The organism is Janthinobacterium sp. PAMC25594 (assembly GCF_019443505.1).
In the GTDB taxonomy this organism is placed as follows: domain Bacteria; phylum Pseudomonadota; class Gammaproteobacteria; order Burkholderiales; family Burkholderiaceae_D; genus Janthinobacterium.
The window spans coordinates 1,126,775-1,150,731 of sequence record NZ_CP080377.1 but is presented as its reverse complement, the minus strand read 5'-3'; the positions used below and the strand labels follow the sequence as shown (position 1 = coordinate 1,150,731).

At 62.0% G+C, this 23,957-nt stretch carries 18 protein-coding genes and 2 riboswitches; of the genes, 10 read left to right on the top strand and 8 right to left on the bottom strand.

Going from position 1 to position 23,957, the window contains the following annotated elements; translation table 11 throughout:
• Positions 1-12: 12 nt before the first annotated feature.
• On the top strand, positions 13-1,650 hold the full coding sequence (locus tag KY494_RS04995) for a methyl-accepting chemotaxis protein (protein ID WP_219890139.1): 1,638 nt from the start codon (positions 13-15) through the stop codon (positions 1,648-1,650).
• Here KY494_RS04995 and KY494_RS04990 read toward each other — a convergent pair.
• Genes KY494_RS04990 through mgtA form a run of 3 tightly spaced genes read right to left on the bottom strand, consistent with a single transcriptional unit; the run spans position 1,647 to position 5,218 of the window.
• Complete coding sequence (locus tag KY494_RS04990; protein ID WP_219890138.1) at positions 1,647-2,174, bottom strand: ribonuclease HI family protein; 528 nt, start codon at positions 2,172-2,174, stop codon at positions 1,647-1,649. The genes KY494_RS04995 and KY494_RS04990 overlap by 4 nt on opposite strands.
• Complete coding sequence (locus tag KY494_RS04985; protein WP_219135479.1) at positions 2,156-2,497, bottom strand: DUF6677 family protein; 342 nt, start codon at positions 2,495-2,497, stop codon at positions 2,156-2,158. Before KY494_RS04985 ends, KY494_RS04990 begins: the two co-directional genes overlap by 19 nt.
• 36 nt (positions 2,498-2,533) lie before the next feature.
• Positions 2,534-5,218, bottom strand: coding sequence for a magnesium-translocating P-type ATPase (mgtA, locus tag KY494_RS04980; RefSeq protein ID WP_219890137.1), 2,685 nt, complete (start codon positions 5,216-5,218; stop codon positions 2,534-2,536).
• A 514-nt stretch (positions 5,219-5,732) separates the two neighbouring features.
• Between mgtA and KY494_RS04975 the strand changes: the two genes are divergently transcribed.
• From KY494_RS04975 to KY494_RS04965, 3 genes are all read left to right on the top strand, one after another.
• Positions 5,733-6,302, top strand: a complete 570-nt coding sequence (locus KY494_RS04975; protein WP_219890136.1) for a hypothetical protein — start codon at positions 5,733-5,735, stop codon at positions 6,300-6,302.
• Positions 6,303-6,427: 125 nt separating this feature from the next.
• On the top strand, positions 6,428-6,829 hold the full coding sequence (locus KY494_RS04970) for a hypothetical protein (protein ID WP_219890135.1): 402 nt from the start codon (positions 6,428-6,430) through the stop codon (positions 6,827-6,829).
• Between the two features lie 211 nt (positions 6,830-7,040).
• Positions 7,041-7,769, top strand: a complete 729-nt coding sequence (locus KY494_RS04965) for an alpha/beta hydrolase (protein WP_219890134.1) — start codon at positions 7,041-7,043, stop codon at positions 7,767-7,769.
• 185 nt (positions 7,770-7,954) lie between these two features.
• Here KY494_RS04965 and KY494_RS04960 read toward each other — a convergent pair whose 3' ends face one another.
• Both KY494_RS04960 and KY494_RS04955 read right to left on the bottom strand, forming a co-directional pair.
• On the bottom strand, positions 7,955-8,563 hold the full coding sequence (locus KY494_RS04960) for a TetR/AcrR family transcriptional regulator (protein ID WP_219890133.1): 609 nt from the start codon (positions 8,561-8,563) through the stop codon (positions 7,955-7,957).
• A 25-nt stretch (positions 8,564-8,588) separates the two neighbouring features.
• On the bottom strand, positions 8,589-9,806 hold the full coding sequence (locus KY494_RS04955; protein WP_219890132.1) for a Bcr/CflA family efflux MFS transporter: 1,218 nt from the start codon (positions 9,804-9,806) through the stop codon (positions 8,589-8,591).
• A 144-nt stretch (positions 9,807-9,950) separates the two neighbouring features.
• On the opposite strand from KY494_RS04955, the gene KY494_RS04950 reads away from it, so the two are divergent.
• A complete protein-coding gene (locus tag KY494_RS04950; protein ID WP_168208332.1) occupies positions 9,951-10,118 on the top strand; it encodes a hypothetical protein in 168 nt (55 codons plus the stop codon).
• Positions 10,119-10,292: 174 nt separating this feature from the next.
• Here KY494_RS04950 and gcvP read toward each other — a convergent pair whose 3' ends face one another.
• The 3 genes from gcvP to gcvT form a co-directional block, all read right to left on the bottom strand.
• The gene (gene gcvP, locus KY494_RS04945; protein WP_219890131.1) at positions 10,293-13,199 is read right to left on the bottom strand and encodes an aminomethyl-transferring glycine dehydrogenase; all 2,907 of its coding nucleotides are present in this window, start codon (positions 13,197-13,199) and stop codon (positions 10,293-10,295) included.
• A gap of 112 nt (positions 13,200-13,311) precedes the next feature.
• A complete protein-coding gene (gcvH, locus tag KY494_RS04940) occupies positions 13,312-13,692 on the bottom strand; it encodes a glycine cleavage system protein GcvH (protein ID WP_219890130.1) in 381 nt (126 codons plus the stop codon).
• 80 nt (positions 13,693-13,772) lie between these two features.
• Positions 13,773-14,894 (bottom strand): glycine cleavage system aminomethyltransferase GcvT, encoded by a 1,122-nt coding sequence (gcvT, locus tag KY494_RS04935; RefSeq protein WP_219890129.1) that lies wholly within the window; start codon positions 14,892-14,894, stop codon positions 13,773-13,775.
• A 75-nt stretch (positions 14,895-14,969) separates the two neighbouring features.
• A riboswitch (glycine riboswitch) is annotated at positions 14,970-15,075 on the bottom strand.
• A 26-nt stretch (positions 15,076-15,101) separates the two neighbouring features.
• A riboswitch (glycine riboswitch) is annotated at positions 15,102-15,188 on the bottom strand.
• Positions 15,189-15,357: 169 nt separating this feature from the next.
• On the opposite strand from gcvT, the gene KY494_RS04930 reads away from it, so the two are divergent.
• The 5 genes from KY494_RS04930 to ligA all read left to right on the top strand — a co-directional run bounded on the left by KY494_RS04930 (position 15,358) and on the right by ligA (position 23,936).
• Entirely contained in the window at positions 15,358-15,930 is a 573-nt protein-coding gene (locus KY494_RS04930) for an ATP-dependent Clp protease proteolytic subunit (RefSeq protein WP_257572198.1), read from the top strand.
• A gap of 168 nt (positions 15,931-16,098) precedes the next feature.
• Positions 16,099-16,698 carry a phosphatase PAP2 family protein gene (locus KY494_RS04925; protein WP_219890128.1) on the top strand — a complete coding sequence of 200 codons (600 nt, stop codon included), beginning with the start codon at positions 16,099-16,101 and terminating at the stop codon, positions 16,696-16,698.
• Positions 16,699-16,879: 181 nt separating this feature from the next.
• Positions 16,880-20,407: a chromosome segregation protein SMC gene (gene smc / locus KY494_RS04920; protein ID WP_219890127.1), complete on the top strand. Its 3,528-nt coding sequence runs from the start codon at positions 16,880-16,882 to the stop codon at positions 20,405-20,407.
• A complete protein-coding gene (locus KY494_RS04915; protein ID WP_219890126.1) occupies positions 20,404-21,570 on the top strand; it encodes a cell division protein ZipA C-terminal FtsZ-binding domain-containing protein in 1,167 nt (388 codons plus the stop codon). Before smc ends, KY494_RS04915 begins: the two co-directional genes overlap by 4 nt.
• Positions 21,571-21,584: 14 nt before the next feature.
• Entirely contained in the window at positions 21,585-23,936 is a 2,352-nt protein-coding gene (ligA, locus tag KY494_RS04910; RefSeq protein WP_219890125.1) for an NAD-dependent DNA ligase LigA, read from the top strand.
• Positions 23,937-23,957 lie beyond the last annotated feature (21 nt).

Below are 23,957 nucleotides of genomic sequence, written 5' to 3'. Positions count from 1 at the left end.
TAGGATATTCACATGAATTTGTTAAGAAACGTCAGTATTGGTGTGCGTCTCGGCCTGGGTTTTGCCGTCATTTTGCTGTTTTCCCTGGTCATTACCGGCATCAGCGTCTGGCGTTTGCACGACGTGGCCACCGCCACGCGCACCATGATGGAGCAGCCGCTGGCGAAGGAACGCTATATTTCCGACTGGTACAGCAAGATCGACAGCGGCATCCGCCGTACCACGGCCATCGTGCGCAGCGCCGACACCTCGCTGGGACCGTATTTTGCGGAAGAAGCGAAACAGTCGTCCGTCGTCTCGGGCGAGCTGCAAAAGAAGATCGAAGCGCTGATCTCCGGCCCGCAAGAAACGGAACTGTTCCGCCAGGTCAGCGAAATGCGCAAGGTATATCTGGATGCCCGTGAGCAAGTATCGAAGCTGAAGGCGGCCGGCCAGACGGAAGAAGCGGAAAAGGCTTTCCAGGCCGTGTTCGTGCCCGGTTCGACGAAATACCAGAAAGTCATCATGAACATGCTGGAACACCAGCGCGCCAGCATCGACGCCACCGCGCGCGAGATCGATGCCGTGGCCAAGACCAGCCGTAACCTGTTGCTGGCGCTGGCCGCGCTGGCGCTGGCTTTCGGCGTCGTCTGCGCCTGGGTCTTGACGATGGGCATTGTGCGCCCCCTGCGCACGGCCGTGGACATCGCCCGCAAGGTGGCCGATGGCGACCTGACGGCGCAGATCGACGCCAGCGCCAAGGATGAAACGGGGCAACTGTTGCAAGCGCTGAAGGACATGAACACCAGCCTGCTCAATATCGTGGGCGAAGTGCGCAGCGGCACGGACAGCATCGCGACGTCCTCGACGCAGATTGCCGCCGGTAACCAGGACCTGTCTTCCCGCACGGAAGAGCAGGCCGGTTCGCTGGAAGAAACGGCGTCTTCGATGGAAGAGCTGACGTCGACCGTGAAACAGAATGCGGACAACGCGCGCCAGGCGAATCAATTGGCGGCATCGGCGGCGCAAGTGGCCGTCAAGGGCGGTGAAGTGGTGGCGCAGGTGGTGGGCACGATGCAATCGATCAATGCCTCGTCGAACAAGATCGTCGACATCATTTCCGTCATCGATGGCATCGCTTTCCAGACGAACATCCTGGCCCTGAACGCGGCCGTGGAAGCGGCGCGCGCGGGCGAGCAGGGCCGCGGCTTTGCCGTTGTGGCCTCGGAAGTGCGCAACCTGGCGCAGCGTTCGGCTTCGGCGGCGAAAGAGATCAAGACCCTGATCGGCGCGTCCGTGGAGCAAGTCAACGCGGGCAGCATGCTGGTGGCGCAAGCCGGTTCGACCATGAACGACATCGTCGACAGCGTGCAGCGCGTGAGCGACATCATCACGGAAATCACGGCAGCGAGCAGCGAGCAAAGCGTGGGCATCGACGAGATCAACCGTGCCATCGGCCAGATGGATGCCGTGACGCAACAAAATGCGGCCTTGGTGGAAGAGTCGGCGGCCGCCGCTGAATCGATGCAGCATCAGGCGCACAACCTGGCGCAAGTGGTCAGCGTGTTCAAATTGAATGGCCAGCAGGCCAGTGTCAGCGGTTTGAAGGGGATGAAACGCCCGGCGGCCAAAACACCGCAAGATGCCTTGCGGATCGGCCGCGCCGCTTAATCTTTCTCCACCCAGCCGGCGATCGCCAGCTGCGACAGCCGGTCCGCCTCGCCATTGCGGTGGCGCGGCAGCCAGCACAAGCTTACATCAGTGAATTGTTCCAGCAGGGCCACTACGGTGGCCCTGTGCATTTCCAGTCCCTTGGCGCCCACGGACGTCGTTCCCAGCACATCATTGATCACCACCTGGCTGTCACCGTACAGCAGCAGCTGCTCGGGCGGCGGGCGCACGGCCTGCGCGGCCTGCAACACGGCGATCAGGGCCGCATATTCCGCATCGCTGCTGCTGCCATGGCCGGCCGGCTGGCTCACTTCGATGCGCTCGCCATTCGGCCCCAGCAGCAGGGCGCCTATGCCCAGCTTGCCCGGGTTCGGATGGGCGGAACCGTCGAACCAGCCGCGCCAGGCCTGCGGGCCGCCATGGTCCTGGCGGCTGAGCGCCAGCTGCGCGCGGCGCGCCTGCATCCTGGCTTCCTTGCGTGCTTTGCGCGCTTCTGCTTCCGCCGTCACGGCTTGAGGAACCATGTGTCGATCAGGCTGCCTATCCAGCACGCCACCAGCACGCTCATGGCCAGCGTCATGGCAGGCCCGTCGTTGGCGGACAGCGCATCGACTTTTTCCACGATCAGCTGCACGTCGAGGGGCAGGGCGCCACTGTCGATCTGTGCCATAACCTGGTCCAAGCGTGCCATGATCTGGCGCAATACGATCGCCAGCGCGACCAGGGCCGGCACGAGGAAGAGGCAGCCGCGCGCCTTGCGTTGCAAGACAAAATGCCCGCTGCCGGGAAAGACGAGGGCCGACAGCAGCAGGGCGAGATTACGTTTGGAAAGGGAGGAGCCGCTCATGCGTGCCTTTTGTAGGGGAAAGAGCGGCTCATCATACTATTGCCAGCCGAATTTGCGCAGATACACGCGTTTCATGAACGTCGTCAGCACGGTGTAGCAGACGAGGATGCCCAGCAGCCAGGGGAAATAGCCCAGTGGCAAGGCTTGCAGCTTGAAGTAGGTCGCCAGCGGTCCCATCGGCAAGAACACGCCCACGGCCATGATGGCGGTGGTGGCCACCAGCAGGGGCACGGACGCGATGCTGTCGATGAAGGGCAGCTTGGGCGTGCGGATCAGGTGCACGATCAGGGTTTGCGTCAGCAAGCCCACGACGAACCAGCCGGACTGGAACAGGGTCTGCTGTTCTGGCGTATTCGCGCCAAACACATGCCACATCAAGATAAAGGTGCTGATGTCGAAGATCGAGCTGATGGGGCCGAAGAACACCATGAAGCGACCGATGTCGCGCGGGTTCCAGCTCAGGGGCTTCTGGATCAGTTCAGCGTCGACGTTGTCGAAGGGAATGGCGATCTGCGACACGTCATACAGCAGGTTTTGCACCAGCAAGTGCAGCGGCAGCATGGGCAAGAACGGCAAAAAGGCGCTGGCCACCAGCACGGAAAACACATTGCCGAAGTTCGAGCTGGCCGTCATGCGGATATATTTGAGCATGTTGCTGAAGGTGCGCCGGCCTTCCAGCACGCCTTCTTCCAGCACCATCAGGCTCTTTTCCAGCAAGATGATGTCGGCCGCTTCCTTTGCGATATCGACGGCCGAATCGACGGAAATGCCGATGTCGGCCGCGCGCAGGGCGGGCGCGTCGTTGATGCCGTCGCCCATGAAGCCGACGATATGGCCATTGCCGCGCAGGGCGCGCACCAGGCGCTCCTTGTGCAGCGGGCTGAGCTTGGCAAACACGGTATTCTCTTCAGCCGCGCGGGCCAGGGTGGCGTCGTCCATCTCGTCCAGTTGCGGGCCTTGCAGCACGCCATGCACGGCCAGGCCCACTTCGCGGCAAATCTTCGCCGTCACCAGGTGGTTGTCCCCCGTCAATACTTTCACGGTGACGCCGTGTTCCGCCAGCGCGCGCAGGGCGGGCGCCGTCGATTCCTTCGGCGGATCGAGGAAGGCCACATAGCCGATCAGGGTCAGCGCCGTTTCATCGGCCACGCCGTACACGGTTTTATGCGGTGGCACTTCCTTGACGGCCACTGCCACCACGCGTAAACCTTCCGCGTTCAGGCCATGCGTGGTTTCCAGTACTTTCGCCAGCAGGGCGGCGTCGAGCGGCACGTCGACGCCATTGAGGCGCAGATGGCTGCAGGTGGCGAGGATTTCCTCGACGGCGCCCTTGCAGATCAGCTCATGGTGGTCATTCTTTTCGGAAACGACGACGGACATGCGGCGGCGCACGAAATCGAAGGGGATTTCATCGACTTTCACGTAATCGCGCGCCAGTTGCATTTCCGTCTGCAATTCCACATGGTCGAGCACGGCGCGGTCCAGCAGGTTTTTCAGGCCCGTCTGATAGTGGCTGTTCAGGTAGGCAAATTGCAGCACTTCATCGGAGGGCTGGCCGAACACGTCCGTGTGGCGTTCCAGCACGATCTTGTCCTGCGTCAAGGTGCCTGTTTTATCTGTGCACAGTACGTCCATGGCGCCGAAGTTCTGGATCGCGTCCAGGCGCTTCACGACAACTTTCTTTTTCGACAGTTTCACGGCGCCCTTGGCCAGGGTGCTGGTGACGATCATGGGCAGCATTTCCGGCGTCAGGCCCACGGCCACGGACAGGGCAAACAGGAATGCTTCCATCCAGTCGCCCTTGGTCCAGCCGTTGATCAGGAACACCAGCGGCGCCATCACGAGGGCGAAGCGGATCAAGAGCCAGCTGACGCTGTTCACGCCCGCTTCAAACGCCGTCGGCGTGCGCTCGGTGGCCGTCACGCGCGTGGCGATGGTGCCAAAATAGGTGCGGTTTCCGGTGGCCAAGACCAGCGCCGTGGCGGCGCCCGAGATCACATTCGTGCCCATGAACAGCAGGTTGGCCAGCTCCATCGGGTCTTTGCCATGGGCATCGGCCAGCTCGGCCATCTTTTCCACGGGCAAGGATTCGCCCGTCATGGCGGCCTGACTGACGAACAGGTCTTTCGCGGACAGCAAACGGCAGTCGGCGGGGATCATGTCGCCGGCCGACAGCACGATGATGTCGCCCTGCACCAGCTGACGGATGGGCAGCTCGATCTGCTGGCCATTGCGCAGCACGGTGGCGGTATTGCTGACCATGGCTTTCAGGCGCTCGGCGGCCCGGTTCGAGCGGCCTTCCTGCACGAAGCGCAGCAGGGTCGACAGAATCACCATGGTGCCGATGACGATGGTGGCCTTCGGGTCTTCCGTCAGGTAGGAAACAATCGCCAGCACGGTGAGCAGCAGGTTGAACGGATTCTTGTAGCACAGCCACAGGTGCTGGTACCAGGCCAGCGGCTTTTCATGCTCGACTTCATTCGGCCCCGTTTGTGCGCCGATGACTTGCGCCTCGGCATCGCGCAAGCCTTCCAGGCGCGTATGCAGGCGGTTCAGGGCGCTGTCCAGGTCTTCGTGGGCGGCCGCCAGCAGCTGGCGCGCCAGATGGTCGGGCACGGGGCGGGCCGTGCTGTTTTCCAGCGGCATGGCGCGGCGGCGGAAATGGCCGGCCGTATGGCGCTTGCGCAGGAACGATTCGAACAAACGGGTGAAGAGATTCATGCTCTTCCTTTCACGACGAGGTGTTGACGGGCGGCGCAGCCGCAGGCAAGACTTGCGTGCCGCCAAAACACAATAGTGCTGGCGGGCAATCCGGGTCAGTAGCCGGTCGCGATCGGAAAGAGGGGGGAGAGGCGCGCGGCCAGACTGGCCGCGAGAGACACCGCACCTTGCTCAGCAAGGCACGGAGGAAGGAAGTTCCGCGTTGCTTGCTGTTTAGCTGCCGAGGCAATCACCGATACAAGATCGGCTACTGTCACTAGAACAAGTACCCACGTGGGACTCCGTAAATGAATAATGGGGGCATCTTATGCACGTGCCGCGAGGATGTCAACTGAAGAAATCTTAGGTTTCCAAAGTGTAATGTGGGTGTGGACGAATACGAACGTCCGATGCCACGGCCATTCGCGTTGCTGTGACAATGTGTGATTCTTTCTGCTTGGCAATCCGTTATGCTCGGGTACGCTGATGGGCTGGAAATAGCCATGGTGAACACGATGCCAATACAGAAAAACACATGTCTATGGAATTCATCGTTGGGGCAGTCATAGCGGGACTTGTTGTCATGTTCCTTGCAGGCAAGCACTTTTCAAAAAAAATGCCCAAAGAAACACATTTCGACTGTGCCCGTTGCGGCACGCTTGCACGCCATACCGATCGAACCATTGAAGCCTGGCGCAACAACAAAACCACATTCTTTTGCCAGTCCTGCCATATCAAATGGGTGCATGCCAGGACGCCACGAGAGCGTGAGCGTAGCGCTTCTGCTGCAGGTTCCAGATCTGGATCGAGATCAGGTTGCCTTGGCGTTGTTGTGCTGCTTGTCGTCGTTCCGCTGGCTGGCTTTCTACTGGTGCACCTCGCCAAAAACCTCTCATTCCCTGCCAGCTTCCACGATGTTGCTGCTCAGTACGTATGGACACCGGACGATGACTGTTTTACGGCGAGCACTATTGGCAGCGACCGACGTCTCTCGGCCCCTTGTATTGAAAAGTCGAGCGGCAATAATTTCGGGAGGCCTCCGACCTCCAGGCAGTTGGCCATTAGGGATCAATGTGGCCTGTCTGGAAGGAATCAGTCCGTTTGACTTTGAAGAGGTAGCAGTAAACGAAGGGCGCCTCCATCCAAAAGAAAAAAGTGCTGGAGGCGGGCCTGACATCGCTGGATACCTACTTTTTTTTCCTAATGCCGGCCATTAAATGAGCTTTATCATTGAGCGACCTCAATAACCTCTTCGCGGCGAAACCTGCTGACGACGGCAACCGGCCAGAAGCAGTCATATACACCATTAAATTTTATCCAATCATGCCTACTCCCATACAAGACGAAATTGCTCACGCAATTCTGGCCAGCGAAAAACACAAGGCGCATGCCAAAGCGGTGCTGAACCGCCCATCCTCATCAGTGCCAACATTTCTTGTGACAATGCTGATTGTTGGACTAGGGGTGTATCTGCAAGGTATCGATCAGTTTGATGCTCCGATGTGGGTCAGCGTATTGCTCATCCTAGGCGTTAGCTGTTCGGTCGCGAATATGATGGACTTGTGGACTACACGTCGCCGACTGGATGCCGCCATTACGCTCCTGCAACAGCAACAAGATTCTAAACATTGACTGGCTTCGCGCGTCGGTATTGGCACTCAGCAACATCAGCTTTAGAGTGGAACTTGCCGACGACAGCAACCGGCCAAAAGCAGACCTATTGCGAGGCTACGCCTTAACTCGTCATGTAGTCGTGACATCGCATTGTTCGTTGTTCGACTTCAGAGATAATCATCAGTAAGCCCAGATTCAGCAGCCTCCAACCGTAGCAAGAAAGGATTCAATGCGCCGTCTCGTCACCTTAATTCCCCTGATGTTTTGCACACCGATGGCCTTTGCTGCCGTACCAGTGAATATTCACGTTCCACCTGATGTGCAAGCGTGCACTCGTGCGCAACCATGTCCAGTTGCAATCCTTAGCCCAGGATATGGGCTTTCCGGTTCAGACTACTCATTCGTTACACAAAATCTCAACCGAATGGGTTACTTGGTTGTCGCGTTGCAAGATAGTTCTGGCGGCATAGAGTTAAATCGGGACGCGCCGATTAAGAAGCAACTACAGGCGATGGCCCGCGTAGCTTCACGGTCGATCTCCACCGTGATCGACGGGACCGCAGTACGCTATCCTCAGTTCGATTGGCGACACTTGCTTCTCGTCGGGCACTCGCTTGGTGGCGACAGTTCGGCTCAGTTTGCCGCTGACAACCGGAGCCGCGTATCCAGCATTATCAGCCTCGACAGCCGTCGGGTCGCGTTGCCCCGCTCAGCTGGTATCCACGTCCTGACAATTCGTGCCAGTGACACCACTGCCGACCGCGGTGTGTTGCCGAATGAGGAAGAGCGCGGTCACTACGGTACATGCGTGGTCCACATCAAAGGCTCGCGCCACAAGGATATGCAAGATGCTGGCAGTGAACAATTGAAGGCCAAAATTGTATCCGCCATCGATACTTTCCTCGCTCCAGCGCAGCACCCTAAATACGCTTGCGACCGAGACTCAAAGCTCGAATAATGTTCAGGCGATCATTTTGATATTGCAAAGTCCGCTATGGGGTGCAAGCGGAACTTCACAGGCGAAAAATCCGGCAGCAAGCCGTACCACATTTGAAGGCGATAAAGCGGTGCTTTCGAAGAGCCGATAGCGGCTAGTGTCAGGCAGGTTTGTCGGTTCGCCGTGTGGCAGTAAGCTATACCGCATCAGGCCGGTTGCGCCGCCATCGCCAGCGAATCGGACAGGATGTGCCATAGCGCCGCATGGCGCTGCTGCAGCGCGGCGCCGCCTGCATAGATCAGCTCCACATGCAGGCTGTCGACGATGCCCAGGTAGGCTTGCGCATACAGGTCGATGCGCGCGGCCGGCAACGCTGGCGCCAGGCGACCGAGGCTGGCCACGTAGTGCCGCTGCAATTGCGCCAGCAAGGCTTCATAGCCCGTGCCAACTTCGATGCGCAGGGTGGCGGGCGGCAGATACGCCGTGCGCAGCAGGAAGCGCAAATGGGCCGAGTCCGCATAGCGCTGCGCCATGCGGTCGCAATACAGGGCGCCGGCCAGCTGGCCGCCCGGTGCCGCCAGCGCCGCCTCGTCGGCGAAGCAGGCGTCCATGAAGGCTTGCTCTTCGGCCAGCGCGTCGGCAAACACGTCGAGAAACAGGGCATCCTTGCCGGCGAAGTGGGAATACAGCGAGGCCTTGCGCATGCCCGCCTGCTCGGCGATATCGCTGAGGGACGAGGCGTCGTAGCCGTGTTCGGAAAAGTGCACGACTGCAACGGCACAGATGTTATCGGCCGAAGCCGAGCGTTTCTTCATATGAGGGTAGTAGTTGGGTGAAGCGTCAGTGCGCCCCCAGGCCGGTGGCGCGTGCCGGATGGATGCGCGCAGTGGCCAGGGTCAGCCATGATACCAGCAGGCCGGCCACCGTCAAGAACAGCAGCCAGGGCAGCGGCCCCCATTCGGACAGGCTGGCCGCCAGCGGTGTGGCCAGCGACGACAAGGTCATCTGTATGGCACCCAGCAATGCCGCCGTGGAACCGAGCGCACGCTGTTGCGAACCCATGGCCATGGCCATCAGCGCCGCTTCCGCGATGCCCAGGCCAAACAGGGACACGAACATGCCGGGCACGACGGCGGTGATGCCGAAGCCCGCCCAGGCACCCAGCAGGGCCAGCACGGCGCCGCCCAGCATGGCGGCGCTGCCCGCCAGGCAGAGGCGCGCCACGCCGTGCCTTGCCACCAGGCGGCCGCTGGCCATCGCGCCCAGCAGCACGGCCACGCCCGTGGCGCCGAACACCAGGCCGAAATTGCCGGCGGACAAGCCGAAATCGCGCTGGTAGACCAGTGACGCACCGCCGATATACGCAAACAGGAAAAAGAAAGTGGCCGACAGGGCCAGCGCGGGCAGCAAAAAGGCGCGGTCCAGCGCGATGCGCGCATACGTGCGGTGCAGGCCGCGCGGCGAGACCCGCTTGGCGATGGGTAAAGTTTCCGGTAGGAACAGCGCGCTATTGAGCAGGGTCAAGGCGCCCAGCGCGGCCAGGGCCAGCATCACGGCGCGCCAGCCGTAATGGGCGTCGAGCAAGCCGCCCACGGCGGGCGCCAGCACGGGCGCCAGGCCCACGATGGTCATCAGCAGGGCGAACAGCTGCGCCGCTTTGACGCCATCGGCCACGTCGCGCACCATGCTCATCACCACGACCAGGGTCAGCGCCGCGCCCAGGCCCTGCAGCGTCCGCGCCAGCAGCAGGGTGGTCAATTGCTCCGCCTGCGACGCCCAGACGGCCGCGACGATGTAGACGGCGATGCCGGCCAGCAGCGGACGGCGCCGGCCCAGCATGTCCGTCAGCGGCCCACACAGCAGCTGCCCAGCGCCCAGGGCCAGCAGGAAGACGGTCAGGCTCAGCTGCACGTTCGCATACGAGGTGTGCAGTTCGCGCGCCATGGCGGGCATCGAGGCCAGATACATGTCGATGCCTGCCGGACCGAGCACGGCCACCAGGGCCAGGGAAGCCGCCAGCCCAAGACTGGCGGCGGGGAGAGTGGTTTGCTGCCGCATTGCGCTTCCTTCATGTGTCAAAAAACACGGCATGGACATTGCCGTCTTTTTTATTGTACACTGGCTACCTACCGATAGGTAGTTGGTTCAATCAATGAAAAGGATGAGAGCGATGAAAGAAGCAACAATGACGGGAGAGTTGACATGACGGAAGTGGGAATCTCGCTCAGCGGCGTGGCCGTCGCGCTGCTGTTTGCCGCCTGGAGCTCGCACCGCAGCCGCTGCGAGCGGCGCGACGTCATGTTGCTGACGATACTGGGCACCGTGCTGGGCTTGCCGGGCGCCGTCTTGCTGGCGTTGCCGGTTGCGTAGGTCGGATTAGCGGCGTAGCCGCGTAATCCGACAACATTGTTGGCGAGGCCAGTGGTGGCGTCGGATTACGCGCTTGCGCGCTAATCCGACCTACGATAAAAAAAGCAGGCCGCGTGGCCTGCCTTCTTGTCGTCGCTACGCCCGCTGAAGCGGGAGCCCGGCGCTTACTCTTGCTTACTCTTCCTCGTACGAGCTGATCGGGGCGCAACCGCAGAACAGGTTGCGGTCGCCGTACACGTTGTCGGCGCGGCCGACCGGTGGCCAGTATTTGCGCTGGCGCAGGGAAGCGACGGGGTAGGCCGCGATTTCACGGCTGTACTTGCGTTCCCAGTTGTCCGACATCAAGACTTGTGCCGTATGCGGCGCGTTTTTCAACGGGTTGTCGTCGTGGTCGAATTCGCCGCTGGCGACCTTGGCGATTTCTGCGCGGATGGCGATCATGGCGTCGATGAAGCGGTCGATTTCCACTTTCGATTCGCTTTCCGTCGGCTCGATCATCAAGGTGCCCGGCACCGGGAAGCTCATGGTCGGTGCATGGAAGCCGAAGTCCATCAAACGCTTGGCCACGTCTTCGTTGCTGATGCCGGTGGCGTCCGTGATCGGGCGCAGGTCGAGGATGCACTCGTGCGCGACCAGGCCGTCGTGGCCCGAGTACAGCACCGGGTAGTGCGGCGCCAGGCGGCGCGCGATGTAGTTCGCCGCCAGGATCGCCGTCTCGGTGGCTGCGGTTAATCCCTCTGCGCCCATCATGGCGATATACATCCACGAAATCGGCAGGATGCTGGCCGAGCCGAATGGCGCGGCGCTGACGGCGCCTATACCCGCATCGGCTACGTCGCGCCGGTAGCCGGTAGAACGCTGGTTCGGCAGGAATTTCGCCAGGTGGGCGCCCACGCCGATCGGGCCGACGCCTGGTCCGCCACCGCCGTGCGGAATGCAGAAGGTCTTGTGCAGGTTCAGGTGCGATACGTCGCCACCGAACGAGCCGGGAGCGGCCACGCCGACCAGCGCGTTCATGTTGGCGCCGTCGATGTAGACCTGGCCGCCGTGCGAATGGATGATCTCGCACAGTTCCTGGATGCCTTCCTCAAACACGCCGTGGGTGGACGGGTAGGTGACCATCACGCAAGCCAGGTTGGCGCTGTGCTTTTCCGCTTTCGCTTTCAGGTCGGCCAGGTCCACGTTGCCGTTGGCGTCGCAGCTGGTGACGACCACCTGCATGCCGACCATGTTGGCCGATGCCGGGTTGGTGCCGTGCGCCGAAGATGGGATCAGGCAGATGTTGCGGTGGCCTTCGCCGCGCGATTCGTGATACGCCTTGATCACCAGCAGACCCGCGTATTCGCCCTGCGAGCCGGCGTTCGGCTGCAGCGAGACGGCCGCGTAGCCCGTCAATGCGCACAGCATTTCTTCCAGCTGCGCGATCATTTCGCGGTAGCCCACCGTTTGCGCGTCTGGCGCGAACGGGTGGATGTTCGAGAATTCTGGCCAGGTGACAGGGATCATTTCGCTCGTCGCGTTCAGCTTCATGGTGCACGAGCCGAGCGGGATCATGGTGCGGTCCAGCGCCAGGTCCTTGTCGGCCAGGCTGCGCAGGTAGCGCAGCATTTCGTGTTCCGAATGGTAGCTGTTGAAGACGGGGTGCGTCAGGTAGGCGCTCTCGCGTGCCAGCTTGGCCGGCAGCGCGCTGGTCACAGCCGCTTCAACGGCGTCCAGGTCCGGCGCGGCAGGCGCGTTGGCCAGGCCGTGTGCGAACACCTTCCACAGCAGCGCGATATCGTCGCGCGTGGTGGTTTCATCGAGCGACACGCCCACATGGGTGTTGTCGATCTTGCGCAGGTTGACGCCGTGGTGCATGGCCGTCGCGTGCAGTTGCGCCGCATCGGCGACATGGATGGTCAGGGTGTCGAAGTAGCTCGCGTTGACGACGCCATAGCCAAGCGTCTTCAGGTTGGCCGCCAGCACGCCCGTGAAACGGTGCACGCGCTGGGCGATCTGCAGCAGGCCGGCAGGGCCGTGGTAGACGGCGTACATCGAGGCCATCACGGCCAGCAGCACTTGCGCCGTGCAGATGTTCGAAGTCGCTTTTTCGCGGCGGATGTGCTGTTCGCGCGTTTGCAGGGCCAAACGGTACGCCTTGTTGCCTTGCGCATCGACGGTCACGCCCACCAGGCGGCCCGACATATTGCGCTTGAATTCATCGCGCGTGGACAGGTAGCCCGCGTGCGGGCCGCCGAAACCGAGCGGCACGCCGAAGCGCTGACTGTTGCCGACGACGACGTCGGCGCCCCATTCGCCAGGCGGCGTGAGCATGGTCAGGGCCAGCAGGTCGGCCGCGACGATGACCATGGCGCCATTCGCGTGCAATTTTTCCACGCCGGCGCGGTAGTCGCGCACGACGCCGTTCACGCCAGGGTATTGCAGCAGCACGCCGAAGCAGGCGTCGAGCGACTCGATTTCAGCCGGATCAAACGTACGCACCTCGATGCCGATCGGCTGGGCGCGCGTCTGCACCACTTCCAGCGTTTGCGGCAGCACGTCATTGGCGACGTACAGCACGTTCGATTTCGATTTGCCCACGCGCTGGATCAGGGTCATCGCTTCGGCGGCGGCCGTGCCTTCATCCAGCATCGAGGCGTTCGAGATGCCCATGCCGGTGAGGTCCGTGATCACTTGCTGGAAGTTCAAAATCGCTTCCAGGCGGCCTTGCGAAATCTCCGGCTGGTAAGGCGTGTAGGCCGTGTACCAGGCCGGGTTTTCAAAGATGTTGCGCAGCACGACGCCAGGCGTAAAGGTGTTGTAATAGCCCTGGCCGATCAGCGATTTCAACACCTGGTTCTTGCCGGCGATGGCTTTCAGGCGCGACAAGGCTTCCTGTTCCGGCATCGGCTGCGAATACGCGCCCAGGGGCAGGGCGCCCTTGTTGCGGATGTTGGCCGGTACCAGGGCATCGATCAGCGCGGCGCGCGATGGATAGCCGAGGGTCGCCAGCATGGCTTGCTGTTCGGTGGCGGAAGGGCCGATGTGGCGGGCGATGAAGGCATCGCGTGCTTCGAGTTGGGTCAGGCTGGTGCGGGTCATGATATAGAGGCCAAAAAAGACTGAAAAACCGGGAGGCGGCGCGCGGGCGCTGCTGTAATTTATTGCAACCAAAGCAAACGGGCCGCAATGGCGGCCCGTGAGTCAGACGCGATCAGGCGCTGGTGGTGGCGCCATAGGCGGCGGCGTCGAGCAAGCCGTCCAGGGCCGACACGTCGGCTGGCTTGATCTTGAACAGCCAGTTGGCGTAGGCGTCGGCGTTGATCGACTCGGGCGAGTTGACCACGTCGTCGTTGACGGCCACGACTTCGCCGGCGATCGGCGCGTAGATGTCGCTCGCAGCCTTGACCGATTCCACCACGGCGGCGTCGTCGCCGGCGCCATAGGTGTTGCCCACGGTTGGCAGTTCGACGAAGACGATGTCGCCCAGGGCGTCCTGCGCGTACTCGGTGATGCCGACGGTGACGGTGCCGTCGCCTTCAAGGCGTACCCATTCGTGGGAGGCGGTGTACTTCAGGTCTGCAGGAATGTTCATGTGTGGCTCCAGATGGTAAGTGTTCGTTATTGATTATGTTTATTCGGTCTTGCGGGCGGTGGCTCTCTATCGCTAATCGCTTACGCAACCAGGATTTTACCGTTACGCACGAAAGGCAGCTTGACGACGGAGGCGGCCAGTTGCTTGCCGCGGATTTCCACGTGCACGGTGTCGCCTACAGCTACGCCGTTGGGTACGCGCGCCAGGGCGATCGCTTCCTGCATGGTGGGGCTGAAGGTGCCGCTGGTGATTTCGCCCGTTTGCTCGTTACCGGCGATGATGACTTTTTGATGGGCGCGCAGCACGCCGCCTTTTTCGCGCAGGATCAGACCGACGAATTGCGCATTCTGGCCCTTGGCCAGCAGGGCGGCCTTGCCGATGAAGTCACGCTCGCTGACCAGGTCGATGGTCCACGCCAGGCCCGCGTCGAGCGGGTTGACGCTTTCGTCCATGTCCTGGCCGTACAAGTTCATGCCCGCTTCCAGGCGCAGGGTGTCGCGCGCACCGAGGCCGGCCGGCTTGACGCCGGCGGCGATCAGGGCGTTCCACAGCGCTTCCACCTGGGTGGCCGATACGCCGATTTCAAAGCCGTCTTCGCCCGTGTAGCCGGTGCGCGCCAGCATGACTTCGCCGAACGCGGTGTCCTTGACGATGACGACGTTGAACGGCTTGATGGCTTCGGACGCGGCTTGCGTTTCCGGCAGCACTTGCCACACCTTGGCGCGCGCGTTCGGGCCTTGCACGGCCACCAGGGCCATCGGATCGTTGGCATTGCGGCGTTCGGTAATCGTCAGGCCGCTGTTGGTGGCGGTGTTTTGCTGCTGCATCCAGGCCACGTCTTTTTCCGCCGTGCCCGCGTTGACGACGAGGCGGAACCAGTTTTCATTGAAGAAGTAGACGATCAGGTCATCGATGACGGTACCTTCGGCATTCAACATGCACGAGTACAGCGCCTTGCCCGACACTTGCAGCTTGTCGACGTTATTGGCCAGCAAGCCGCGCAAAAAGGCGCGCACATTCGGGCCTTCGATATCGACCACGCACATATGCGACACGTCGAACATGCCGGCGTCGCCGCGCACGGCGTTGTGTTCTTCGATTTGCGAGCCGTAGTTGACGGGCATGTCCCAGCCGCCGAAATCGACCATGCGGGCGCCGAGGGCACGGTGGGCGTTGTTGAGTGGGGTCGCTTTGAGCGTCATGGATTCCTCGGGACGAAGGTAAAGGGGGAAGTTAACAGAACACAGAACAGCCAAAAACGGCTTTCCATCGTGATCACTGACCCCCCTGTCCTTTGTACCTGAGAGATTACGGGGGCTTGCCCCGTGCGCCCCTTCGGTGGGCCGCCGGCAATAGCCGCGGCCGCTCTCCAGAGTTGAGCTGTAGTGTCGCCAAAGCAACAGCTTCAGTCCGCCTGATCGGTCCTTTTGCCTGAGAGTTTTTGGGTAGTGCCCCTTCGGCGGCAACGCTGGGTTGCCCTCTCCCGATCAAGTGGAAGGAATATATGCCAGCGGGGTGTTTCTGTCAATCTGTAAAGACGTTGCCAAATTGCCGCAAAACCCCCGATTTGCGGGGCTGGGCAGGGGGCTGATCCACTGCAAAAGGGCGCCCGGCCGCGCGCGAATGCGCTATGATGAAATTCTGGCTTTCTTGCGGGTGCCTGCCATGAACACTACACAAAGCGAGACGCAAAACAACACCGAGCAGCACGGTTACTTTACCCTCTCGGGCGACGTCAACAGTGACATGGTGCGGCGCGTCTTCAACGCCGTGGCCGACATCACGGAAGACAAGCTCACCACCGCGCACATCCTGATCCAGTCGAACGGCGGCTATGTCAGCGATGGCATTTGCCTGTACAACTTCCTCAGCAAGTTGCCGTTCGACATCATTACCTACAACGCAGGCGCCGTGGCGTCGATCGCCGTCACCTTGTTTCTGTCGGGGCGGCATCGCCATGCCAGCGACACGGCCCGCTTCATGGTGCACAAATCGCATGCGACCGCCTCGCCCGGTTCGCGGCCCGATGCGCTCAGCATCATCGTCGAGGGCTTGCGCGCCGACGACATGCGTACCGAGCGCATCCTGCGCGGCCAGGTCAACCTGACGGAAGAGCAGTGGCAGGTGCATGCGTATTCCGACCTGCACCTGACGGCCGACCAGGCGCTGGAAGTGGGCATGGTCGAATCGATCCGCGACTTTGCGCCGCCCAGGGGCAAGCGCCTGACGAATATCTGACGCGCGCCCGGCGATGGCCGGCGGAAATTTTGTAATCGAATGTAATTCTTTGCTGCGGCACAGCAAAAGCCGCGCGGAACAGGGCCGAGTCGTGGCATAGTGCACGCTGATCATGAAATAAGCGCAGGCACGATGACTTGGTGGAATGGAATTTCTTTTGCGGCCGACATGTCCGTCATGGGGCCGGCTGGCGTGGCGATTGCCCTGTGGCTGCTCGTCTCGCGGCAGTGGCGCCTGGTGCTCAGCTGGAGCCTGTGGTACGGCGGTGGCCTGGCCCTCGTGGTGCTGTCGAAGCTGGCCTTCATGAGCTGGGGTGTGGGCAGCAGCGCGCTCGATTTTACCGGCTTCAGCGGCCACGCCATGCGCGCCGGCGCCGTGTTTCCTGTGCTGATGTATGTGCTGCTGCAGCGCGCCGAACCGCGCCGGCGCCATGCCGGCGTGCTCGTCGGCGTGGCGTTTGCCGTGCTGGTGGCCATTTCGCGCGTCGTCGTGCATGCGCACAGCGTGTCGGAATCGGTCAGCGGCTGCGTGCTGGGCCTGGCGCTGGCGCTGGGCTTCATGTGGAATGCCCGCGGCGCCGTGAATTTTGCCGTCAGCCATGCGCTGGCGCTGGCCAGCCTGGTGCTGATGGTGGCGCTGAGCTTCAAGGCCGAGCCCATGCCGACCGAGCAGTGGCTGCAAAAACTGGCCATGGTGCTGTCCGGCCATGATCGCGTTTTTTCCCGTGAAGACTGGAAACTGGCGCAAGATGGCCGCCCAGCCCCTTGAGCTCGTGCCGGCCGGCGCTGGATGCCGCTGTTTTTTGGCCAGAAAAGCATCAGGAAATGGTATGATGAACCACTTTTTTGCGGTGAGCGGCCAGACTGCCGTCGCAATGGTGCATCTGAACTGAATATGAACCGGGTTCGCCGATCTCAACCGCCAGCATAGGCCAGGAACTCTAAAACACGTGCGTCTCTCTTCCATCAAGTTGTCGGGATTTAAGTCTTTCGTCGATCCCACCAATTTCCAGGTGCCAGGCCAGCTCGTGGGCGTGGTTGGGCCGAATGGCTGCGGCAAGTCGAACATCATCGATGCCGTGCGCTGGGTGCTGGGCGAATCGAAAGCGTCGGAATTGCGCGGCGAATCGATGCAGGACGTCATCTTCAACGGTTCCACCCACCGCAAGCCGGCTGGGCGCGCTTCCGTGGAACTGGTGTTCGACAACAACGATGGCAAGGCGTCCGGCCAGTGGGGCCAGTACGCCGAGATCGCCGTCAAGCGCACCCTGACGCGCGACGGCACGTCCACCTATTACATCAATGGCCAGCCTGTGCGCCGGCGCGACATCCAGGATATCTTCCTCGGCACGGGCCTCGGCCCGCGCGCCTACGCCATCATCGGCCAGGGCATGATTTCGCGCATCATCGAATCGCGCCCGGAAGAGCTGCGCGTGTTCCTGGAAGAAGCGGCCGGTGTCTCCAAATACAAGGAACGCCGGCGCGAGACGGAAAACCGCTTGCAGGATACGCGCGAAAACTTGCTGCGCGTGGAAGACATCTTGCGCGAACTCAATGCCAACCTGGAAAAGCTGGAAGCGCAGGCGGCCGTGGCCACCCGTTTCCACGCCTTGCAGGCGGACCAGGAAGAAAAGCAGAAATTGCTGTGGCTGCTGCGCAAGAACGAGGCGCACAACGAGCAGACGCGCTATTTCCGCGAAGTGGAACAGGCGCAGACGGACCTGGAAGAACAGACGGCCAAGCTGCGCAATGTGGAATTGACGCTGGAACAGATGCGCCAGGCGCATTTTGCCGTGGGCGACCGCTTGCATACGGCGCAAGGCCATCTGTACCAGACGAATGCGGAAATCGGCAGCCTGGAAGCGCAGATCAAGTTCGTCATCGAATCGCGCGCCCGCCTGCAGGCCCAGCTGGCCACCCTGACGGCCCAGCGCGACCAGTGGACCAGCCAGGGCGGCGAATACCAGGAACAGATCGAAGAGGCGGAATTCCACCTCGAAGAGCTGGCTGCCAAGGTGGAGCAATCGCAAATGATGGCCGAGCAGAAGGGCGAGCAATTGCCCGAGCTGGACGCCGCCTGGCGCGCCGCGCAAAACAAGAGCACGGAATCGCGCGCGCGCATCATGCAGGCCCAGCAGCAGCTGGAACTGGAATCGGCGCACCAGCGCAACGCCTCGAACATCCTGGCCAGCCTGTTGACGCGCCGCGAGCGCCTGCAGCAGGAAAAGAACAGCCTCAGTTTGCCCGACAGCAGCCACCTGGAAAACCTGAAACTGCAGCTGGAAGAAAAGCAGCAGACGCTGGAAGAGCAGGGTTTCTACCTGGAAGAAGCGCTGGAGCAGCAGCCCAAGCTGGAACAGGAACGTGCCGAGGCGCAGGCGCAAGTCAATGCCGAGACGGCCGCGAATGCCCAGCTGGAAGCGCGTCTTTCCGCTTTGAAACAATTGCAGGAACGGGTGCAAACCCAGGGCAAGGTCCAGCCGTGGCTGAAAAAGCATGAGCTCGACACCTTGCCGCGCCTGTGGCAAAAGCTGCAGATCGAGGCGGGCTGGGAAGCGGCCATGGAATCGATCTTGCGCGAGCGCACGTCGGCCCTGCAATTGTCGAATATCGACTGGGCCAAGGCTTTCTTTGCCGACGCGCCGCCCGCCAAGCTGGCCCTGTACGCGCCATCCACGGTGGCACCGCTGCCGATGCCGGACGTACCAGGCCTGAAACCGTTTTTGAATTTGTTGAAACTCAACGATCCGGGCTTGCGCGGCTTGCTGCAGGACTGGCTGTACAACGCCTACGCCGTCGAAGACGCGGCCGAGGCGCTGGCCGAGCGCGGTAAATTGCCGCCGGGCGGCTATTTCGTCACGCGGCTTGGGCACGTGGTCACGGCGTCCAGCGTGCGCTTCTATGCGGCCGATTCGGAGCAGGAAGGCATGCTGGGGCGTCAGCAGGAAATCGAGAATATCGGCAAACAGTTGCGTGCCCAGCAATTGCTGGCCGAAGAGGCGCGCGCCCGTTCCGTGCGGGCCGATGCGGCCGTGGCAACCTTGACGCGCAACCTGTCCGATTTGCGCTTGCGCATACAGCAACTGACGTCGTCCGTGCATACTTTGCAACTGGACGTCGTCAAATTGTCGGAAGTGGAAGCGCGTTTCAACCAGCGCAGCACGCAGATCGGTGCCGATCTCGCCGAAATCGCCGCGCAGGAAGCGGAGCAAATGCAGACCAAGCTGGAATCGGAAGAGAAATTCGAACAGCTGGACATGGAACTGGGCAACTTGCAGGAAGCGCACGAAGACGGCCATACGGATTTCTTGCAGAAGGAACAGCGCCTGGCCGAAGCGCGCGAAGCCTTGCGCGACCTGGAGCGAAACGCCAAGGATACGGAATACGCGGAAAAAGCCCACCGCGCGAAGATCGAGGAATTGCGCCGCAACATCGCCACGGCCAGCACGCAGGCGCAGCAAGTGACGGCCAGCCTGCAGGCGGGTGAACTGGAACTGGCCAACCTGGAAAGCGGCGCGGCGGCCGACGGCTTGCAGGACTTGCTCGAGCGCCGCACCACGCAGGAGCGGGCGCTGGCGGACGCGCGCCATGAACTGGACCAGATCACGCAGCAGCTGCGCCTGTCCGAAGATGCGCGCACGCAGTCGGAACGCAGCCTGCAGCCGCAGCGCGACAAGATCATGGAAATGCAGCTCAAGGAGCAGGCCGCGCGCCTGAACCAGGAGCAATTCGCCCAGCAATTGCTGGAATCCGGTGCCGATGAGGCGGCCTTGACGGAAAAATTGCACCCGGACATGCGTCCCTCGTATTTGCAGGGCGAAGTGACGCGCCTGACCAATGCCATCACGGGCCTGGGTGCCGTCAACCTGGCCGCGCTGGACGAGCTGGCGCAGGCATCCGAGCGCAAGAATTTCCTCGACGCCCAGAATGCCGACCTGACGGAAGCGATCAATACGCTGCAAGACGCGATCCACAAGATCGACAAGGAAACGCGCGATTTGCTGCAAGACACGTTCGACAAGGTCAACCATCACTTTTCCGAGCTGTTCCCCATCCTGTTCGGCGGGGGGCAAGCCAGGCTGACCATGACGGGCGACGAGATTCTCGATTCCGGTGTACAAGTCATGGCGCAGCCTCCCGGCAAGAAAAATGCCACCATCCACCTGTTATCGGGTGGAGAGAAGGCGCTGACCGCGACCGCATTGGTGTTTTCCATGTTCCGCCTGAATCCGGCGCCGTTCTGCCTGCTCGACGAAGTCGATGCGCCGCTGGACGATTCGAACACGGAACGCTTCTGCCGCATGGTCAAGCGCATGTCCGACCAGACCCAATTCCTTTTCATTTCGCATAACAAGATTGCGATGGAAATGGCCCATCAATTGATCGGTGTGACGATGCAGGAGCAGGGCGTATCGCGCATCGTGGCGGTGGACATGGAGTCCGCCGCAAATTTTGCAACCGAGGCACAAGCAGCATGACAGACTTACAAATTACCTTGTTCGGCGCCGGCGGCGTCTTTATCGTCGGTGTTTTCTCGTACAACAAATGGCAGGAATACAAGGCCAAGAAAAGCGTGGAACGGGCTTTTTCCACCGATCACGACGACGTGCTGATGCGCGAGGGCGACGCCCCCGTGGCGAATGTCCAGGAACCCGTCCTGCGCCATGAACCACGCTTTGACGCCGCGCCAGCCGCCAAGACCGAGCCGTCGTTCGGCGCGCCGCCAGCGGCACCCGTGTCCGACGCCCCCGTGCATGCGGAACCGTCGCTGGGGGATATCGCTGCCGAGCCGGTCGCGGCACCAGCCGCCGAGCCCGTGCAAGAAGTGAGCGCGGCCAGCGAACAGGCGACCAGCCTGGTCGACCCGCTGATCGACTGCCTGCTGCCTTTGTCGCTGGAAGCGCCCGTGCGCGGCGACAAGATCCTGCCCGTGCTGCAAACCCTGCGACTGGTCGGCAACAAGCCCGTGCACTTCATCGGATTGCACGTGAATGGCGACTGGGAGCCGATCACGCATGGCGGTGTCTACACCAGAATGCAGGGCGGCGTGCAGCTGGCCAGCCGCAGCACGGCCCTGAATGAACTCGAATACTCGGAACTGGTCACGCGCTTGCGTGGCGTGGCCGACGAGATCGGTGCCGAGCCGGAAGTGCCCGACATGATGGAAGTGATGGCCGAAGCGCGCACCTTGCACCGCTTCGTCGCCGGCCACGACGCGCAACTGGGCGTCAACCTGCACACGAACGGCGCGCCGTGGGCCATTTCCACCTTGCTGTTTGCGCTGGAAAAGCAGGGCTTCGACGTGCGTCCGGACGGCCGCTTCGTCATGCCCGATGGCGACGGCAGCTATCTGTTCTCGCTGTCGACGAATGTCACCCTGGCCGAGGAAACCACGTCCCGCCTGACCCTGCTGCTGGACGTGCCCTGCGTGGCGCCTGCGCGCGACGGTTTCGGCGCCATGGTCGCTTGCGCCAAGGCACTGGTGGGCCGCCTCGACGCCACCATCGTCGACGATTACAACCAGGCCCTGTCCGATGCGGCGCTGGCCGAGATCGCGGGCCAGGTGCAAGATTTTTACCAGGAAATGGACGCGGCCGACATTCCCGCCGGTTCCACCCGCGCCCTGCGTTTATTTAGCTGAAGAATCCCGCAACAATGACTGATCCGATCAACCAGGACGCCGCAGCGCGGGTCCTGGCACTCACCGCCGAACTCAACCGGCACCTGCACGCCTACCACGTGCTCGACAATCCCACCATTCCCGACGCCGAGTACGACAAGCTGTTTGTCGAACTGCAGGCGCTGGAAGCGGCCCATCCTGAGTTGCTGCAACCGGATTCGCCCACCCTGCGCGTGGGTGCGGCACCGCTGCCGCAATTCGAGCAAGTCACGCACACGGTGCCGATGTTGTCGCTGAACAATGGTTTCACCGATGACGATATCGTCAATTTCGACCGCCGCGTGCGCGAAGGCCTGGATCTTGACGTTGCGCAAGTCGACTATGCGGCCGAAGTGAAATTCGACGGCCTGGCCATCAACCTGCGCTATGAAAACGGCCTGTTCATGCAGGCGGCCACGCGCGGCGATGGCGCCACGGGCGAAGACGTGACGGCGAATATCCGCACCATTTCCGGCATCCCGCTGCGCCTGCATGGCGACAAGATACCGGCCGTGCTGGACGTGCGCGGCGAAGTGATGATGTTCAAGGCCGATTTTGCCCGCCTGAACGAACGCCAGCGTGTAGCGGGGCAGAAGGAATTCGCCAATCCCCGCAATGCGGCCGCCGGCAGCCTGCGCCAGCTCGATTCGCGCATCACGGCGCAGCGCAAGCTGCGTTTTTATGCCTACGGCATCGGTGCCCTCGATGGCGCCGCCATGCCCGTGTCGCATTCGGCCTTGCTCGACTGGTACGAAACCTTGGGCATCCCCGTGTCGAAGGAACGCCGTGTGGTGCAGGGCGCGCAGGGCTTGCTCGATTACTACGCCGATATCGGCGCGCGCCGTCCCACCTTGCCCTACGAAATCGACGGCGTCGTCTACAAGGTCAACGCGACGCAAGACCAGCAGGAGCTGGGCTTTGTGTCGCGCGCACCGCGTTTTGCCTTGGCACACAAGTTCCCCGCCGAAGAAGCCTTGACCGTGGTGCTGGGCATCGATATCCAGGTGGGCCGCACCGGCGCCATGACGCCCGTGGCGCGCCTGGCGCCCGTGTCCGTGGGCGGCGTGACGGTGACGAATGCCACCTTGCACAATGAAGACGAGGTGTTGCGCAAGGATGTGCGCGTGGGCGATACCGTCGTCGTGCGCCGCGCCGGCGACGTGATCCCGGAAGTGCTGTCCGTGGTGCTGGAGAAGCGCCCGGAACCGACGCCGCTGCCGTTCAAGATGCTGGAGCGCTGTCCTGTCTGCGATTCCCATGTGGTGCGCGAAGAGGGCGAGGCGATTGCCCGCTGCTCGGGCGGCCTGTTCTGTTCGGCCCAGCGCAAGGAAGCGTTCCGTCACTTCGCGGGCCGCCGCATGATGGATATCGAGGGATTGGGGGAACGTTATATCGATACCCTGGTCGAACTGGAATACGTGCATGGGCTGGCCGACCTGTACAGCCTGACCCTGGATAAATTGCTGGAAATGAAAGTGCGCGCCGACGAGCGCGATGGTTCGACGCCAGAAACAGTGCAACAAGGCAAGATTCCCACCAAATGGGCGGAAAACCTGCTTGCTGGCATAGAGGCCAGCAAGCGTCCACCGCTCGAACGTTTCCTGTTTGCGCTGGGCATCCGCCACGTGGGCGAATCGACGGCCAAGACCCTGGCCGAATGGCTGGGCAGTTTGAATTATGTGCGGCAAGCGCCTGCGGCCTTGCTGCGCGTGCTGCCCGACATCGGCGGCACCGTGGCCGAGTCCATCGCCGACTTTTTTGCCGAAGAAAAGAACCAGCAGGCGCTGCAGGCATTGCTGGACGCTGGCGTCACGCCGCAGGGTGAACATGCGCCCAGCGCCAAGCTGCGTACGCAGCTGGAGCAAACGACGTTGCTGGCGGCCATCGGCATTCCCAAGCTGACGGAACCGCGCAGCAAGCAGCTGGTGGAGCGGGGCGTGACCCTGGCCAGCCTGGCGGCGCAAGGCGCCAGTTTCCACGCGGGCTTGCCCGCCGCTGTCGCCGAGTCGCTGGCGCAATGGCTGGCCGATGAGAGCAATGTCAAGCTGCTTGCTCAACTGGACGCCCTGCGCAATGAATTACTGTCACAATTGCCTGAAATGGCAGCCGCTGGCGGCAAGCTGGACGGCAAGACCTTCGTCCTGACGGGCACCTTGCCCAATATGAGCCGCGACGAGGCCGCGGAGCTGATCGAGGCGGCCGGTGGCAAGGTCAGCGGTTCCGTGTCGAAGAAGACCGGCTATGTCGTGGCCGGCTCGGACGCCGGCAGCAAGCTGGCCAAGGCGCAGGAACTGGGCGTGGCCATACTCGACGAGGCTGGGTTGCTGGCCTTGCTCGCGCAAGACTAATCATTAAAATATTACAGAAGA